General features: G+C 71.1%; 15 protein-coding genes. 5 read left to right on the top strand and 10 right to left on the bottom strand.

All coding sequences use genetic code 11. The annotated features are described in order from the left end of the window. Positions 1-97: 97 nt before the first annotated feature. Positions 98-1,321, bottom strand: coding sequence for an NAD(P)-dependent malic enzyme (locus tag ACWDZ4_RS02110; RefSeq protein ID WP_451506538.1), 1,224 nt, complete (start codon positions 1,319-1,321; stop codon positions 98-100). A 521-nt stretch (positions 1,322-1,842) separates the two neighbouring features. On the opposite strand from ACWDZ4_RS02110, the gene ACWDZ4_RS02105 reads away from it, so the two are divergent. The 3 genes from ACWDZ4_RS02105 to ACWDZ4_RS02095 are packed head-to-tail and all read left to right on the top strand — an operon-like array spanning position 1,843 to position 4,552. Then, positions 1,843-2,820, top strand: a complete 978-nt coding sequence (locus ACWDZ4_RS02105; RefSeq protein ID WP_451506537.1) for an ABC transporter substrate-binding protein — start codon at positions 1,843-1,845, stop codon at positions 2,818-2,820. A 29-nt stretch (positions 2,821-2,849) separates the two neighbouring features. Continuing rightward, positions 2,850-3,794, top strand: coding sequence for an amino acid ABC transporter permease (locus ACWDZ4_RS02100; RefSeq protein ID WP_451506536.1), 945 nt, complete (start codon positions 2,850-2,852; stop codon positions 3,792-3,794). Then, the gene (locus ACWDZ4_RS02095; protein WP_451506535.1) at positions 3,791-4,552 is read left to right on the top strand and encodes an amino acid ABC transporter ATP-binding protein; all 762 of its coding nucleotides are present in this window, start codon (positions 3,791-3,793) and stop codon (positions 4,550-4,552) included. The genes ACWDZ4_RS02100 and ACWDZ4_RS02095 overlap by 4 nt, the downstream gene beginning before the upstream one ends. 668 nt (positions 4,553-5,220) lie before the next feature. Here the strand turns inward: ACWDZ4_RS02095 and ACWDZ4_RS02090 are convergent. Continuing rightward, entirely contained in the window at positions 5,221-6,003 is a 783-nt protein-coding gene (locus ACWDZ4_RS02090) for a class I SAM-dependent methyltransferase (RefSeq protein WP_451506534.1), read from the bottom strand. 86 nt (positions 6,004-6,089) lie between these two features. Here ACWDZ4_RS02090 and ACWDZ4_RS02085 point away from each other — a divergent pair, with 86 nt between their 5' ends. After that, positions 6,090-6,719: a CGNR zinc finger domain-containing protein gene (locus ACWDZ4_RS02085; RefSeq protein WP_451506533.1), complete on the top strand. Its 630-nt coding sequence runs from the start codon at positions 6,090-6,092 to the stop codon at positions 6,717-6,719. Here the strand turns inward: ACWDZ4_RS02085 and sodX are convergent. Beyond that, positions 6,623-7,048: a nickel-type superoxide dismutase maturation protease gene (gene sodX, locus ACWDZ4_RS02080; protein ID WP_344497019.1), complete on the bottom strand. Its 426-nt coding sequence runs from the start codon at positions 7,046-7,048 to the stop codon at positions 6,623-6,625. The genes ACWDZ4_RS02085 and sodX overlap by 97 nt on opposite strands. Before the next feature lie 144 nt (positions 7,049-7,192). On the opposite strand from sodX, the gene sodN reads away from it, so the two are divergent. Next, positions 7,193-7,588, top strand: coding sequence for a superoxide dismutase, Ni (sodN, locus tag ACWDZ4_RS02075; protein WP_451506532.1), 396 nt, complete (start codon positions 7,193-7,195; stop codon positions 7,586-7,588). A gap of 1,032 nt (positions 7,589-8,620) precedes the next feature. On the opposite strand, the gene ACWDZ4_RS02070 is transcribed toward sodN, so the two are convergent. The 7 genes from ACWDZ4_RS02070 to ACWDZ4_RS02040 all read right to left on the bottom strand — a co-directional run bounded on the left by ACWDZ4_RS02070 (position 8,621) and on the right by ACWDZ4_RS02040 (position 15,974). Beyond that, positions 8,621-9,823: a winged helix DNA-binding domain-containing protein gene (locus ACWDZ4_RS02070; RefSeq protein ID WP_451506531.1), complete on the bottom strand. Its 1,203-nt coding sequence runs from the start codon at positions 9,821-9,823 to the stop codon at positions 8,621-8,623. Between the two features lie 30 nt (positions 9,824-9,853). Next, positions 9,854-10,735 carry an SDR family oxidoreductase gene (locus ACWDZ4_RS02065; RefSeq protein ID WP_451506530.1) on the bottom strand — a complete coding sequence of 294 codons (882 nt, stop codon included), beginning with the start codon at positions 10,733-10,735 and terminating at the stop codon, positions 9,854-9,856. Between the two features lie 303 nt (positions 10,736-11,038). Next, positions 11,039-11,788, bottom strand: a complete 750-nt coding sequence (locus ACWDZ4_RS02060; protein WP_451506529.1) for a DUF6304 family protein — start codon at positions 11,786-11,788, stop codon at positions 11,039-11,041. A 48-nt stretch (positions 11,789-11,836) separates the two neighbouring features. Further along, entirely contained in the window at positions 11,837-12,415 is a 579-nt protein-coding gene (locus ACWDZ4_RS02055) for a dihydrofolate reductase family protein (protein WP_451506669.1), read from the bottom strand. A gap of 238 nt (positions 12,416-12,653) precedes the next feature. After that, entirely contained in the window at positions 12,654-13,286 is a 633-nt protein-coding gene (locus tag ACWDZ4_RS02050) for a GNAT family N-acetyltransferase (protein WP_451506528.1), read from the bottom strand. Positions 13,287-13,433: 147 nt separating this feature from the next. Continuing rightward, positions 13,434-14,477, bottom strand: coding sequence for a family 2 encapsulin nanocompartment cargo protein polyprenyl transferase (locus tag ACWDZ4_RS02045; protein ID WP_451506668.1), 1,044 nt, complete (start codon positions 14,475-14,477; stop codon positions 13,434-13,436). 81 nt (positions 14,478-14,558) lie between these two features. Continuing rightward, positions 14,559-15,974: a family 2B encapsulin nanocompartment shell protein gene (locus tag ACWDZ4_RS02040; protein ID WP_451506527.1), complete on the bottom strand. Its 1,416-nt coding sequence runs from the start codon at positions 15,972-15,974 to the stop codon at positions 14,559-14,561. Between the last annotated feature and the right edge of the window lie 26 nt (positions 15,975-16,000).

Genomic DNA, 16,000 nt, shown 5'->3' with positions numbered 1-16,000 from the left:
CCCGGCCCGCGCCACCCCACCGCACCGGAAAGCGCGCGGGCCGTGCCGCCCACCCTCACCGGGGGAGCCGCACGGCCCGTACAGGCAGAGCCCGCGCCTACCGGCGCGCCACGCCCTCCGCGCGCGCCGCCGCGGCCACGGCCGCCGTGACGGCCGGGGCGACCCGCTCGTCGAACGGGGACGGGATCACGTAGTCCGCCGCCAGCGCGTCGCCCACCACGTCCGCCAGCGCGTTCGCCGCCGCGATCTTCATGCCCTCGGTGATGCGGGAGGCCCGCACCTGGAGCGCACCCGCGAAGATCCCCGGGAAGGCCAGGACGTTGTTGATCTGGTTCGGGTAGTCGCTGCGCCCGGTGGCGACGACCGCCGCGTACTTGTGCGCGACGTCCGGGTGGACCTCGGGGTTCGGGTTGGCCATGGCGAACACGAACGACCGCGGCGCCATCGACGCCACCGCGGGCTCCGGCACCGTACCGCCGGAGACGCCGATGAAGACGTCGGCGCCGACCAGCGCGGACTCCAGCGAGCCGGTCAGCCCGGCCCGGTTCGTGATCTCGGCCAGCTCGCGCTTGACGTCCGTCAGGTCCTCGCGGTCCCGGCTGACGATGCCCTTGCGGTCCGCGACCGCCACGTCACCGAGCCCCGCCGCCAGCAGGAACTTCGCGATGGCGACCCCGGCCGCACCCGCGCCCGAGATCACGGCGCGCAGGTCGCCGAGCGTACGGCCGGTGAGCCGGGCGGCATTGCGCAGCGCGGCCAGGGTGACCACGGCCGTACCGTGCTGGTCGTCGTGGAAGACCGGAATGTCCAGCTCCTCCTGGAGCCGGCGCTCGATCTCGAAGCAGCGCGGCGCCGAGATGTCCTCCAGGTTCACACCGCCGAAGGACGGGGCGAGCCGCACGACGGTCTCGATGATCTCGTCCGTGTCGGTCGTCGCGAGCGCGATCGGAACCGCGTCGACGCCGCCGAACTGCTTGAAAAGAATCGCCTTGCCCTCCATCACGGGGAGCGAGGCCTCGGGCCCGATGTCGCCGAGTCCGAGAACCGCCGTGCCGTCCGTCACGACGGCCACGACGTTCGACTTCCAGGTGTAGTCGTTCACGAGCTCGGGCTGCTCGGCGATCGCGCTGCACACCTTGGCGACGCCCGGCGTGTACGCGAGGGACAGGTCGTCCTTGTCGCGCACCGGAACGGTCGCCTGAATGGCCATCTTGCCGCCCCGGTGCAGGGCGAAGGCCGGATCGAAGGGCTCCTCCGGAGCACCTTGCGCACTGTTGTCCGTGCTGCTGTCGCTGCGAGGATTGACGATCTCCGCTGCCATCTGTGTGACCCCTTAAGTCTTCATCAATTGAGGGTGGCCGCTCCTGGTGAGGAGGGGTGGGTGGGCACCGCGTCCGTTCCCTGCGCCGGCGGTTGGCCCGCCCTGGCAGAGAGGAGGTACGTACGCGCGGGCGCGCCGCACACGCGCCCTGAGCCCCGGATGAGGGGTGTAAACGTCTTTTCTACCTGACCGACGGCACCGCCGACGAGCCCGTATCGCTCAAGTGTGACGACTCATACACGCATGTGCGGACAAGTCCGTTTGGCGGCATGATTAGCATCCACATGGCGAGACAGACCGAAGATTCTCCGGCCGGAAGGGCGGTACCCAACAGATGATCCGGCCCTGATGTACCGGACTGTTGGGATTCGGGGGTCACCCGTTATCCGATTTTGACATGCCGCGGCACCTGAATGAGCTAGTCCGAATGGCAAGATGCCGGTAATCGCACAAGGTCGAGACGCCCGAAGGTGTGTGCCCGACCGCTCGGCCACTCCCTTTTCCTGTCGGAGGAACCAACCATGACCGCAAGCTCCACCCGTCGCCCGACCGCCAGGAAGTCCCGGATTGTCGCGGCCGGCGCGATCGCGGTCGTCGGCACGATGCTGCTGACCGCCTGCGGTGATCAGACCGGCGGCAACAAGGAGGACGGGCCGACGAAGGCGAAGACGTCGTCCGCCCCGCTCGCCGGCAAACTGCCGAAGGCCATCCAGGACAAGGGCGTCATCAAGGTCGGATCGGACATCGCCTACCCGCCCGTCGAGTTCAAGGACAAGGGCAAGGTCGTCGGCATCGACCCCGACCTGGCCGCCGCGCTGGGCAAGCAGCTCGGAGTGAAGTTCGAGTTCGAGAACGGCACCTTCGACACCCTCCTCACCGGCCTGCGCTCGAAGCGCTACGACATCGCCATGTCGGCCATGACGGACTCGAAGGCCCGCCAGGAGGGCGAGGACCCCGACACCGGCAAGAAGGTCGGCGAGGGTGTCGACTTCGTCGACTACTTCATCGCCGGTGTCTCGATCTACACCCCGAAGGGCAAGACCCAGGGCATCGAGACCTGGTCCGACCTGTGCGGCAAGAAGCTGGTCGTCCAGCGCGGCACCGTCTCGCACGACATGGCCAAGTCCGAGTCGAAGAAGTGCGAGAAGGGCGGCAAGGGCAAGAAGGGCAAGAAGATCGCGGTCGAGGCGTTCGGCAACGACCTCGAGGCCCAGACCCGGCTGCGCAGCGGCGGCGCCGACGCCGGCTCCTCCGACTTCCCGGTCGCGGCGTACGCCGTGAAGACGTCGGGCGGCGGCAAGGACTTCGAGCTCGTCGGCGAGCAGGTGGAGGCCGCCCCGTACGGCATCGCGGTCGACAAGGACAACAAGGAGCTCACCGAGGCGCTGCGCCTGGCCCTCGACGCGATCATCAAGAACGGCGAGTACAAGAAGATCATCTCGAAGTGGGGCGTCGACGCCGGCGCGGTCACCGAGGCCAGGATCAACGGCGGATCCTGAGCCGGGCTCGGCACTGAAAGGCAACTCGCGTGACTGTTGACATCGAAAAGCCGGACTCCTCCGGCACGCCTCCACCGCCCGGAGGCCCGGAGGCCATCAAGGCCATCCCGGTCCGGCACTACGGACGGTACGCGTCCGGGGCCATCGCCATCGTCCTGTTCGTAGCGGTCGTCTACGCCTTCTCGCAGGGCGACGTGAACTGGGACGCGGTCCCCGACTACTTCTTCGACGACCAGATCATGAAGGGCGTCGGGAACACCCTGCTCCTGACCATCACCTCGATGGTGATGGGCATCGTGCTCGGCATCGTCCTGGCGGTGATGCGCCAGTCGAAGAACCCCGTGACCTCGGCGGTCGCCTGGTTCTACATCTGGTTCTTCCGCGGCACGCCGGTCTACGTACAGCTGCTGGTCTGGTTCAACCTGGGCCTGGTCTTCGAGTACATCAACCTCGGCCCGGTCTACCGGGACGAGTGGTCCGACTTCATGACGCCGTTCCTGACGGCGCTGCTGGGCCTCGGCCTGAACGAGGCCGCGTACATGGCGGAGATCTGCCGCGCCGGTCTGCTGGCCGTCGACGAGGGCCAGACCGAGGCGTCGCACGCGCTGGGCATGAGCCACGCCAGGACGCTGCGGCGGATCGTGATCCCGCAGGCGATGCGCGTGATCGTGCCGCCGACGGGCAACGAAGTCATCAACATGCTGAAGACGACTTCGCTGGTCTCGGCCGTGCAGTTCATGGAGCTGCTGCGGTCCACGTCCGACATCGCGCAGACCTCGGGCGCGACGGCCGAGATGCTGTTCCTCGCCGCCGCCTGGTACCTGGTCCTGACGACGGTCTTCAGCATCGGCCAGTACTACCTGGAGCGGTACTACGCACGGGGCTCCACCCGCACCCTGCCGCCCACTCCGCTCCAGCGCATCAGGGCCAACCTGACGACGTTCCGCCGCAGCCCGTCGGGAGGCCAGGCATGACCGCGATGGTGAAGGCCGAGGGCGTGCACAAGTCCTTCGGCGCCGCCCACATCCTCAAGGGCATCGACCTCGAAGTCGCGCCCCGCGAGGTGTTCTGCCTGATCGGCCCGTCCGGTTCCGGCAAGTCGACCTTCCTGAGGTGCATCAACCACCTGGAGCAGATCAACGCCGGCCGGCTCTACGTCGACGGCGAGCTGGTCGGCTACCGCCAGAAGGGCGACAAGCTGTACGAGCTCAAGGACAGCGAGGTCGCGCTGAAGCGCCGGGACATCGGCATGGTCTTCCAGCGCTTCAACCTCTTCCCGCACATGACGGCGCTCGAGAACGTCATGGAGGCCCCGATCCAGGTCAGGGGCGAGGCGAAGGCCGTCGCCCGGGCCCGCGCCGAGCGCCTGCTCGACCGGGTCGGCCTGGGCGACAAGGCCGGGAACTACCCCTCGCAGCTCTCCGGCGGCCAGCAGCAGCGCGTGGCGATCGCCCGCGCGCTGGCGATGGAGCCGAAGCTGATGCTCTTCGACGAGCCGACCTCCGCGCTCGACCCCGAGCTGGTGGGCGACGTGCTCGACGTGATGCGCGGTCTCGCCGAGGACGGCATGACGATGATCGTCGTCACGCACGAGATGGGCTTCGCGCGTGAGGTCGGCGACGCGCTGGTCTTCATGGACGACGGTGTGGTGGTCGAGTCGGGCCACCCGCGCGACGTACTGACGAACCCGCAGCACGACCGCACGAAGTCGTTCCTGTCGAAGGTGCTCTAGCCGGACACGGGAGGGCGGTACGGACCCACGGTCCGTACCGCCCTCTTCCTTGCCCCCGGCCGGTCGCGCGCCACCTCTCCGGCAGCGGCTCCGGCCGCAGCAGCGGCTCGCGCGGCTGGTCGCGGGTGAGCGGCGGGGTCTTCAGCAGCGGCCCCGGCTGTCCCTTGCCCTGGAAGCCGGTGGAGTCCCGTACGGACATCACCCGGCCGTCCGGGAGCGTCAGGCGCCCGGCGAGCTCGGGCCCCCACAGCGGCTGCCCGCCGTCCGCCCGCATCGAGTCGTGCCAGATCGTGAGCACCCGCCCGTCCGGAAGCTCCTCGCGCACGCAGTCGCTGCGGGTCTCCTCGGCCCCCTCGGGCGTCCGCTCCCCGCACAGCAGATAGACAGGCACTGCGGTACAGCGCCGTACGCCGGCCCTCGACGAAGGCGTGCAGGGCCTCTTCGTCTCTTCGCGTCATCCCGCCCCCTCCCCGGCCCGCGTCCGCGGACCGTCCCACCCTTCCAGTGCGGCGGGAGGGGCGGGGGGCCGCGGCGGGAGGGCGGAATCCCGCGGAAGAACCCGGCTGGAGAACGCCGCAGGAGAATCCGGCACAGGAGAAGGCGGCACAGGAGAAGGCGGTACGGACCGACCGGCCCGTACCGCCTTCTCGCGCCCCGCCTCCGCGGGATCACCTCACAGCCAGCACCAGCGCGTCCGAGGGCGAGCGCCACACGGTCCGCGCCTCCCCGAACCCGCCCGTCTCGCGCAGCGTCCGCGCGTGCCACTCGGCACTGGGCGTCTCCCCGTCCGCGTGCTCGCCGTAGATCTCGAACCGCCGGGCGGTCGGCTCCGCGAGTACGGGGTCCTCGGCGGCCAGGGCCCACCACTCGGCCCAGTCGAGCGCGCCCCCGGCCTTGGCCCGGTCCATGTGGGCGTGGCGGTGGGCGCGCTCGGCCGCGTTGATGCGCGGGGTGCCCTCGTCCTTCATGCGGTCGGCGTTCATGAAGACGCCACCGGCGCGCACGAGGCCGCCGAGCTGCCCGTACAGGGTGGTGAGCGCGTCAGTGCGCAGCCAGTGCAGGGCGGTGGCGGTGAGCACGGCGTCGTACGAGCCGTACGGCAGCGCACGGGTCCACCCGGGGTCCTTCAGATCGGCGGTCACGAACGTCACCCGCTCGTCCCCGTCGAAGTACCCCCGCGCGATGGCGAGCAGCGCCGGGTCGAGGTCGACGCCCGTGCTGGTGGCCTTCGGGAACCGCTTGAACAGCCGGTCCGTGATACTTCCCGTACCACACGCCAGATCCAGCACCCTCGGCTCGGGGCCGACCAGCGCCTCGACCATGTCCAGCATCACCCGCAGCCGCTCCTCGCGGTCGGGCATGTACCACTCCTGCTGCCGGTCCCAGCTCTCCTGCCAGGCCGCCCAGTCGGTTCCCGTACCGGTCCCCGCCGTCGCGTCCGTCTCCGCCATCAGAACTCCTCCATTCCATTCCGTAATACCCTCGAAGCAGAACCACCCATTACGCAGACTCTAGACCGCCCCCGTAAGGACTACAAGTGGAACTGGCCTATTACTCGGACTACGCCGTGCGCCTGGTCAACAGCGAGGAGCCGGCCCGCAACAAGGACACCCTCACGTCGGTGGAGGCGGTCCGAGCCCTCTTCGGCGGCAACGCGGCGGCGGGCCGCCGCGCCACGGACGCGGACGTCACCCGCTTCCGTTCCGTACGGGCCCGCCTGCGCGCGGTCTTCGAGGCGGCGGACACGGGCGACGAGACGCTCGCCGTCGACCTGCTGAACTCGCTCCTGCTGGAGTTCCCGGTCAGCCCGCAGATCTCCGGCCACGGGACGCTCAAGGAGGACGGCCGCCCCGACTGGCACATGCACCTCGCCGACCACCCGTCCAACGCGACCGCCGGCTACGCCGCCATCGCCTCGATGGGCCTCGCCTTCCACCTCACCGAGCACGGCGCGGACCGCCTCGGCCTGTGCCAGGCCGCCCCGTGCCGCAACGCCTATCTGGACACGTCCACCAACCGCTCGCGCCGCTACTGCTCCGACCGCTGCGCGACCCGTGCCAACGTCGCCGCCTACCGCGCGCGCAAGCGCCTGGAGACGGAGCGGTCGGCGAGCACGGGGCGCACGGCCGACACCAGCCAGGACAGCACCACCCCGACCGACCTCTGACGCCCGGCCCGGACCGGCCGGTACCGCGCCCGCACCCGCCCCAGCACCAGCTCGGCCGGCACCGCGCCGAAGGCCCGGCTGTCCACGACCTCGGCGTCCGGATTGTCGCCGAGCACCCACCAGCCGGCGTCACGCCGCTCGGCCAGCCGCTTCACGATGAGCAGGTCCTGCTGGAGGGGGTGGCGCAGTACGGCCACATCGCCCGGCCGCAACGCCGCTCCGTAGTGCACGAGCAGCTGATCGCGGTGCAGCAGCGTCGGCACCATGGAAAGACCCGTCACCTCCGCGACCCCGAACATCGCGGTCGGTTCCTGCCCTTGATCCACCATTCGGCACCTCCCGGTCCGATCCTCCACCAGTCCCATACTGACCCTGGACTTTTGACCTAAGCCCATGGGGGCACCCGCGAAAAGCCTTCTCTCACGGAGTAATGTCGCCCCTGAGAAGACGATCACGAGGAAGGAAGCTCTTACATGCTCTCCCGCCTGTTTGCCCCCAAGGTGAAGGTCAGCGCACACTGCGACCTGCCCTGCGGCGTGTACGACCCGGCCCAGGCCCGCATCGAGGCCGAGTCGGTCAAGGCCACGCAGGAAAAGATGCAGGCCAACGACGACGCGCACTTCCAGGTGCGCGCCACGGTCATCAAGGAGCAGCGCGCGGAGCTCGCCAAGCACCACGTCTCGGTGCTGTGGAGCGACTACTTCAAGCCCCCGCACTTCGAGAAGTACCCGGAGCTGCACCAGCTCGTCAACGACGCCCTCAAGGCACTCAGCGCCGCCAAGGCCTCGACCGACCCGGCGACGGGCCAGAAGGCGCTGGACTACATCGCCGAGATCGACAAGATCTTCTGGGAGACCAAGAAGGCTTGACCGGGTCCGGGCCGCCCGTCCCGCGCCCGCGCGGGCCTCAGCGCCCACCACCTGTCCGCACCCGTTCCGCGGGCCGCCTTCCACGGCGGTCATGACGGAGCGGGTGCGGTCTTCTTTCTCCCGGCTCTTCCCGGCCCTTCCCGGCTCTTCCCGGTCCCTCGCGGCTCTCCCGTCTCTTCCCGGCTCTCCTGGCCGCCACCCCGACCCCGAAGAGACCTCGTACGGGTGGTTTGCGCGGGTTCTCCGGCGTGTCCGGGTGACAGGGCTCGCTACTACTGGTCCGTCCGTACGAGATGGAGGGGTCGGTATGCGCAAGCCCAGCTCCCTGGTTTCAGCTCTCCTCGCCGCAGCGGCAGCAGCGGTGGCAGTCGTCGCCGGTGCGGCGCCGGGTGCGGTGGCCGCGCCCGGCGACACGGTCAGTACGACGGTCGGGAAAGCCATCGAAAGCCTGCCCGTCGTCGCCGAGGACAGCACCGGATACAGCAGCGACAGGTTCACCCACTGGACCGACCCGGACCAGGACGGCTGTGACACGCGGGCGGAGGTGGTCATCGCGGAGGCGACCACGCCGCCCGCCGTCGACGGGCGGTGCACCATCACGGGTGGCGCGTGGCACTCGTACTACGACAAGAGGGACCACTCCGGCGCCGGAGCCCTCGACGTCGACCACCTGGTACCGGTCGCGGAGGCGTGGCGCAGCGGGGCCTCGGGGTGGAGCGACGAGGAGCGGCAGCAGTACGCGAACGACATGGCCGACCCGAGGGTGCTCGCCGCCGTGACCGCCTCGGTGAAACGGGCCAAGGGGGACAAGGACCCGGCGCGGTGGGAGCCGGCGGACGACAGCGCGGACTGCCGGTACATCGCCGAGTGGGCGGCGGTGAAGGGGCGCTGGAGGCTGGCCGTGGACGCGGACGAGCTGGCGGCGCTGCGGAATCTGGTCGAGGAGTGCCCGACCGAGGAGATCACCTACCAGCCGGCCCGCTGGCGCCGCTTGACGGCGCCCGACGCCTCCTGGATGCCGTGGCCGGTGGGTCAGGCGGTCAGTTCCTCCTCCAGCCACGTCTTGCCCCGCGTGCGCGCCGCCAGGCGTACGCCCGTCAGCAGCGGGGCGAGGCGCTCGGCCTCCGCGCGTACGGCGGCCTCGGCCTCCCGGCCCACGTCCTCCAGGTAGCGGCAGACGATCTCGCCTGCCTTGTCCTGCGCCCAGCCGCCGACGATCCGGCCGTTCCACCACACGGAGGGGCCGATGTTGCCCGCGCGGTCGAAGAGGCGGGGCCCGTGCTCGCCGAGGTACCAGTCGCGTGCGTGCCAACCCATCGGGGTCGAGTCGAGGGCGGGCAGCAGCGCGGCCCACGGCGCGGGGGCGGGCGTCGGTTCGAGATCGTCGGGGAGCAGCAGGCCGGTGCCGCCGCCCTCCAGGTCGGCCTCGACCGGGCGCAGTGCGGCCAGGACCCGCTTGACCTGGGTCCTGGTCCACCCGGTCCACCAGCGCAGATCGTCGGCCGTGCCGGGTCCGAAGGCCCGCAGCCAGCGCCCGGCCAGGTCGGTCTCGGCCTCCTGGGTGTCCAGTTCGGCCAGGCCGTCCGGACACCACCGGGTCAGGGGTGACCAGCGGTACTGGTGGGACGTCCACGATCCGCGCGGCCGGCCCCGTACCGCCAGCCCTTCGGCGGCGAGCAGGAGCAGCAGACGGCTGGCGACCTTCTGGCGGCCCTCGTACGCCTTGCCCTTCGACAGTACGATCTCGGTGCCCAGCCGGGGGTCGGCCGCCGCCAGTTCCGAGGCCGTGAGCTCGCCCCCGGCCTCCAGCGCCTCCAGTGCCGCCCGCTCGGCTCCCGCGAGCCACTCCTCGGTGCCGGCCGCGTCGGCGGCGACGCCCGTGGCGGCCAGGAACTCCAGCAGCTTGCGGCGCTCGCGCGCGGCCACCGCGCGCGAGCAGGCCGCCTGGACGACCGGGGCGATGTCGAGGGAGGTGACGAACACCGTGCGGCGCATGCCGAGCAGCCGCAGCAGCGAGCGGTCCTCGTACAGCGCGCGTTCGACGTCCGCGACACCGCCCACCCTCATCCGTACCAGTGCGCCGAGATGGACGGACGACGGGTCGGTGCCGTGCAGCGCCACCAGGTCGCGCGCGACCTCCACCGGGTCGTCGGACCTGGCCTCCGCCGCCAGCCGGTGCCGCCGCGCCAGACGTGCCCTGCGCTCGGCCGTGTCCACCCGCATCCGCTTTCGCATGGGACCGGACCCTAACGGACCCGGCTGTCCCTAGCCGAGCAAGTGCCGGTAAGTGCCCGGGTCCGCGCGGAGGAACTCGGCGAAGTCGGTGGCCGGGCGGCCGGTCAGGCGGGGCACGGCGTCGGAGACGGTCTCCGCCTCGCCGTTCGCGATGGCCTCGTACGACGACACCCAGCCCGCGACCTCCCACGGCTCGGCGCCGTACACCGCCCGCGAGGCGTACGCCTCCTCACGCGTCTCGGGTACGTAGACGACCGGGCGCCCGGCGGCCCGGCTCAGCTCCGCCGCGATCTCGGGGAGCGACAGGGCCCGGGGGCCGGTCAGGTCGTACGTGGCGCCTTCGTGGCCGCCGCGGCCCTCGGCCTCGGCGAGGAGTACGGCGGTCGCCGCGTCCGCGACGTCCTCGTGCGCGACGGCCGAGACGCGGCCTTCGCCGCCCGGACCGCGGATCACTCCGTCCTGGCCGGCCATGGCGGGGAAAGCGGCCTGGTAGAAGCTGTCGCGCAGGAAGGTGTGGGGTACGCCGGTGGCGCGGATGTGCTGCTCGGTGTGCCAGTGGTCGCGGGCGAAGGTGAACGTCGCGTCCGGCGCCGCTCCCAGGAACGACACGTAGACGATCCGCTCGACGCCCGCAGCGACGGCCGCGTCCACGGCGCTCCTGTGCTCGCGCACGCGGTCGGCGCTCTCGTGCGCGGAGACGAGGAAGAGCGTGCGGGCACCGTCCACGGCGGCGCGCATCGCCTGGGCGTCGCCGTAGGAGGCGGGCGGCGCCTTGACCGCGCCGGGCAGGTCGGGCAGCCGGGCGGGGTCACGGCCGAGGAGCCGCTGGGAGATGCCCGCACCGGCGAGACGGCGTGCGACACGGCCGCCGATCTGGCCGCTCGCTCCGGTGACGGCGATGGCTGGAATCATGAGGGTGTCCTTTGCTGCTGATTGCGCTGCCGCCGGTACGGCGGCGAACCGCCGGGTGCGCCGGGCGGCGGTGGCGGTCGCCCCCTACCACGTCAATGGAGTTCGGCCGGGGAGCATTCCTTCGTACGGCCGCGGGCCCCCTGCTCCGCGGGCACCTGCTCGGCCGCCGCGACGCGGGCCTCCTCCTCGTGCGTACGCCCGGCGCCGCCGCCCGCGGGCCCGCCCGGGTCGACACCGACGGGCCACTGCCGCGCGTACGGCCGACAGGGCGGTGGCGGCGCCCCGGAAGGGCACCCGAACCCGCTAGCCGGCCGCCTCCGCGGCCAAGGGCTCCGACGGCCCACCGCCGGGCGCCGCCCCCGCGACGTCCTCCCGCACGTACGGGAACGCACCGCGGTACCCCGTTCCGGGCCCCTGCGCCGGCCTGCGCTCGAAGTCCGGGCACGCCCACGTCTCCTGCACGAAACCGGAGCGCAGGTCCCACAGCTCGAACAGCTCCCGTTCACCCCCGACCGCCCGGTACTCGTCCTTCGTCCTGCGGAAGCAGGCGAGGCTGCCGAACAGCCCGCTCCCCGAGGGGTGGTAGTCGGAGAAGGCACAGGAGATGCAGGACCGCAGGTACGCACCGGGCGGCAGGCGCCGCTGGATCACCGTCAGAGCGTGCTCGAAGTCGTTCTCGGCACGCTCGGACGCGTAGACCGCACCGCCGAAGTGCAGTTCCAGCGCGAGGTGTTCGCGGTCGAGACCGCCCGAGGGAAGCGGCCGCCCGAGGGTGAGGAGACAGCTGAGGACGGCGCGGTGGACCCGCCCGTCGGCGTACACCGGCAGCGGGATGTCCCACTCGAACACACAGTCGCACAACGAGCCGCCCGACAGCGTGAATCCCGCGCCGTCCGCCGGCAGCGCGGCCACCGGGTCGAGCGCGTCGAAGCTGTCACCCTCGAAGCCGACTCCCCTGATGCGAGTGCGCAGCCGCTGTCCGTCCGCCGTGAAGGCGACGGCGACCGAACCCTCGCGGTCGCGGTACCAGCCGGCCCATGGCTCTCCTGTCATGGTCCGGACTTTAACCCGTTCGTGCGCAGTCCCCGAACAGCCCTGCGCTCAAAGCTTCTTGCTGTACGTCAGGACAATCGTGCCGTTGTCGAAGGTACGGGTCGATTCGAGCGCGAAGTCGAACACGCGGAACTCGGCGGAGAACACCGGGACGCCCGATCCGGTCACGATCGGATAGACCTTGAGGACCAGCTCGTCGATCTCCTCCAGCAGCTGCGCGGCCAGATCCGCCCCGCCCGCGAGGTAGATGCCGAGTCCGTCCTCCCGCTTGAGCTCCCGCACCTTGGCGGCGACATCGCCGGAGACGATCTCGACGTCGGGGTCGGGCGACGTGGCGATGCTGCGCGACACGACGTACTGGCGCAGGTGCTTGTACGGGCTGGTGATCCCCAGCTCCAGGGCCGCGTCGTACGTGGCGCGCCCCTGGAGCATGGTGTCGAAGTGCCTGTTCTCCAGCGCGTCGACGCCGAGGTGCCGGCGCGCGTGGGTCGGAAGGCAGTCGGGGTACGCGCCGATCAGGAAGTCCTTCATGAAGGACTCGCTCAGCGGATAGAAGTCGTAGGCGCCGTCGGGCGCCGCGATGAAGCCGTCGATGGACATACCGACGTAGTACGTGAGCTTGCGCAAGCTGATCCTCTGATCGGAAGGCATGAAGGGCACGGGTGGGAGGCGGGTGCAGCACCTCCCACCCAAAACCACTACATCCAGAGTGCTTCACCCGTAGTGGTTGCGCAAGACCTTTTTCGAAAAGGGAGCGGCGAAGTGCCCGATGGCCCCGTTCCGGCCCGGGTCGCCGGGGCCATGCACCCCGGGCTGCGCGGAGTGCTCCCGGAGGACGGACCGGGCACGCTGGTGGAGAAGACCGTCAGCCGCTCACTGCGACCGGAGCGAGGCCGGGGAGCCGCTGTGCGACCGGCTCGCGCCACATGGGCCACATGTGGGGGCCGTCGGGCAGGTCGACCGTACGGCCGGTGAAGGCGAAGCCGAGGCGCTCGTACAGCTTGCCGCTGCGCACGCTGCTCGCCTCCAGATAAGCGGGTACGCCGTCGCGGTCGCAGCGGTCGAGGACGGGCTGGATCAGCGCGGTGCCGAGCCCCTCCCCCTGGCGGTCCGGGGAGACGGCGATGAGCAGCAGGTACTCGTGCGCCCGGTCGTGCGGGTGCACCTCGCCGGTCAGCCGGCCGACGAGTTCGGCGCGTTCGTTGTCCGGGTCGGCGGTCTCCCGCATCCGTGCGGGCGTGTCGTCCTCCTCCTCCGGCAGGCCGGCCGGCACCTGGAGCCAGAGGGCCGTGGCGGATCCGTCCTCGGTGACGTCGACCCGTCCCTCACGCAGTGCCACATCGAGGAAGACGCCGAGGAACGCGCCGTGCACGCGGCCGCGGTGCGCACGGTCGGGGAAGACCCAGCTGCTCACCGGATCGTCCATGAAGGCCGCGTCCAGCAGCCGTACGAGCGCCTCGCGGTCGCTCTCCCCCGCCTGTCGTATCTCCACGCCCACGGTCCGGCCTCTCTTCTCCAGGATCAAGATCTGAACTGACGCAATCGCCCTGGCAGATCCTAGAGTTGAAGCAGACGGACGCCGAAGGACGCAGACGGGCGCCCGCGGTTCCCCGCGGGCGCCCGCACCGTCCGGCACCGTCGCCGGTCAGCGTGTTCTGCGGGTGACGAACTCGGCGAGCGCGAGCAGGTCCCCCGCCGCCCCCAGGTCGGGCACCGCACGCGACAGGTGGTGCACGGCCAGGCCCATCCGGTCCGCCGCCTGGACCTGCGCCCAGTCCCGGCCGCCCGCCCGGTCGACGGCGTCCGCCGCGCGCCGCACGGCGTCCCCGTCCAGCGGCCCCGCGTAGAGACCGGCGAGCTCGGCGGCGGCCTCGGTGTCCGAGGTCAGCGCCGCCACCACCGGCAGCGACTTCTTGTGGGCGGCCAGATCGGCGCCCGCCGGTTTGCCCGTGTGGGAGGGATCGCCCCAGATCCCGATCAGGTCGTCGATGAGCTGGAAGGCCAGGCCCGCCTCACGCCCGAAGGCGTCCATGGCCGCGACCTCCTCCTCGTCGGCGCCCGCGTAGAGGGCGCCGAGCGCGCACGCGCAGCCGAGCAGGGCTCCGGTCTTGGCCTCGGCCATGGTGAGGCACTCTTCGAGCGACACCTCCCGGGGCCCGCGCCGTTCGAATTCGCAGTCGGCCTGCTGTCCCGCGCACAGTTCGATGATGCAGGCGGCGAGCCGCGCCGACGCCCTGGCCGCCACCGGGTGCGGATCCTCGGCGAGCAGCCGCAGCGCGAGGGCGCACATCGCGTCCCCGGCGACGATCGCGTCCGGTACGCCGAACACCTTCCAGGCCGTGGGCCGGTTTCTCCGGGTCGGGTCCTCGTCGATGACGTCGTCGTGGAGCAGCGTGAAGTTGTGCGCGAGCTCCACGGCCGCCGCCGCCCGCACGGCCCGGCGCGGGTCCCCGCCGAACGCCTGCGTGGCGGCGAGGACGAGAGCGGGCCTGATCGCCTTGCCCGCCTGCCCCGCTGCCGGGGTGCCGTCGGCCTGTTCCCAGCCGAAGTGGTACATCGCGATCCGGCGCATGGACGCGGGCAGACTCTCCACACCTGTACGCAGTTGGGGGTTGACGGTGCTGCGGGTCCGTTCGAGAAGGGCCGCGGCATCGTGCCCCTCGGTGGCGGCCGCCTCCGCTCCGGTCATGGTCACGGTCACTTCCTCCAGCAGTGCTTGCACGGGGCCCCCGGCCGGGGGCCCGGACCGCCGCCCGGCCGAGTGCCGGGCTCAGCTCCACCTGCCGATCTCGACGTTCTCCAGGATGCCCAGCGCGTCCGGCACCAGCACCGCCGCCGAGTAGTACGCCGTGACCAGGTACGAAATGATCGCCTGCTCGTCGATGCCCATGAAGCGCACCGACAGGCTCGGTTCGATCTCGTCGGGGATGCCGCTCTGCTGGAGTCCGACGACACCCTGTTCGGCCTCGCCCGTACGCATGCAGATGATGGAGGTCGTACGGGCACCACTCACCGGGATCTTGTTGCACGGGAAGATGGGGACGCCGCGCCAGGTGGGCACCCGGCTACCGCCGATCTCGATGCTCTCCGGGTTCAGACCCCGCTTGTTGCACTCACGCCCGAAGGCGGCGATGGCGCGCGGGTGGGCGAGGAAGAGCTTGGAGCCGCGCCGCCGCGACAGCAGCTCGTCCATGTCGTCCGGGCTGGGCACGCCGTCGTGCGGCTGGAGGCGCTGCCCGTAGTCGCAGTTGTGGAGCAGCCCGAACTCGCGGTGGTTGATCAGCTCGTGCTCCTGGCGCTCGCGCAACGCCTCGACCGTGAGCCGCAGCTGCTGCTCGGTCTGGTTCATCGGCTGGTTGTAGAGGTCCGCGACCCGGCTGTGGACCTTCAGTACGGTCTGCGCGACGCTCAGCTCGTACTCGCGCGGCGCCGCGTCGTAGTCGACGTACGTGTGCGGGACGACGGCCTCGCCGACATGGCCCGCCGACAGGTCGATGGGCGCCTCGCCGTACCTGTTGGTGCGCTGGCGGGGCAGCGACCGTACCCGCGTGAGGTGGTCGCGCAGCGAATCCGCGCGGTCGGCCAGCGTCAGCACGTCCTGCCGGGAGAGCGCCAGCACGGTGCACGCGGTCGCGGCGCGGACCGTGTACCCCCAGGTGCCTTCCTGCTCGACGAGCGCCTGGTCGCCGAAGTACGCCCCGTCCGCGAGGACGCCGAGCACCGCCTCGTCGTCGTACGCCCCGTCCGCGATCTTCTCGGCCCTGCCGTGCGCCAGCAGGTAGACCGTGTCCGCGGCGTCCCCGGAGGCGGCGATCACGTCACCGGCCGCGAACTCCCGCTGCTCGCACCGCTGCGCCAGCTCGCCGAGCGCCGCCTCGTCGCCGAAGGTGCGCAGCGCGGGCAGCTCGCAGAGCTCGGCCGGGATGACCTGGACGCGCTCCCCCGTCTGCACGAACGTCACCCGTCCGTCGCCGACCGCGTAGCTGAGCCGGCGGTTCACCCGGTACGTGCCGCCCTGGACCTGGACCCACGGCAGCATCCGCAGCAGCCACCGCGAGGTGATCTCCTGCATCTGCGGGACGGTCTTGGTGGTGGTGGCCAAGTTCCGCGCGGCGGCCGTACCGAGACTCTGCTGCTGCGGTTGTGCCTGCTCTTCTCGGATCCCGGAACTTGCCTCGACCGACATCTGACTCCCTCTCGATCATGAACTGG

The sequence above is a fragment of the Streptomyces sp. NPDC003016 genome, from assembly GCF_053591455.1.
Note: the sequence above shows the minus strand (reverse complement) of the source record. Positions and strands in the feature narration are given on the sequence as shown.

Excerpts from the sequence above, each read along its gene's own strand:
- ACWDZ4_RS02110 (WP_451506538.1), bottom strand. The coding sequence starts at position 1,321 with ATGGCAGCGGAGATCGTCAATCCTCGCAGCGACAGCAGCACGGACAAC.
- ACWDZ4_RS02105 (WP_451506537.1), top strand. The coding sequence starts at position 1,843 with ATGACCGCAAGCTCCACCCGTCGCCCGACCGCCAGGAAGTCCCGGATT.
- ACWDZ4_RS02095 (WP_451506535.1), top strand. The coding sequence starts at position 3,791 with ATGACCGCGATGGTGAAGGCCGAGGGCGTGCACAAGTCCTTCGGCGCC.
- ACWDZ4_RS02090 (WP_451506534.1), bottom strand. The coding sequence starts at position 6,003 with ATGGCGGAGACGGACGCGACGGCGGGGACCGGTACGGGAACCGACTGG.
- sodX (WP_344497019.1), bottom strand. The coding sequence starts at position 7,048 with ATGGTGGATCAAGGGCAGGAACCGACCGCGATGTTCGGGGTCGCGGAG.
- sodN (WP_451506532.1), top strand. The coding sequence starts at position 7,193 with ATGCTCTCCCGCCTGTTTGCCCCCAAGGTGAAGGTCAGCGCACACTGC.
- ACWDZ4_RS02070 (WP_451506531.1), bottom strand. The coding sequence starts at position 9,823 with ATGCGAAAGCGGATGCGGGTGGACACGGCCGAGCGCAGGGCACGTCTG.
- ACWDZ4_RS02065 (WP_451506530.1), bottom strand. The coding sequence starts at position 10,735 with ATGATTCCAGCCATCGCCGTCACCGGAGCGAGCGGCCAGATCGGCGGC.
- ACWDZ4_RS02060 (WP_451506529.1), bottom strand. The coding sequence starts at position 11,788 with ATGACAGGAGAGCCATGGGCCGGCTGGTACCGCGACCGCGAGGGTTCG.
- ACWDZ4_RS02045 (WP_451506668.1), bottom strand. The coding sequence starts at position 14,477 with ATGACCGGAGCGGAGGCGGCCGCCACCGAGGGGCACGATGCCGCGGCC.
- ACWDZ4_RS02040 (WP_451506527.1), bottom strand. The coding sequence starts at position 15,974 with ATGTCGGTCGAGGCAAGTTCCGGGATCCGAGAAGAGCAGGCACAACCG.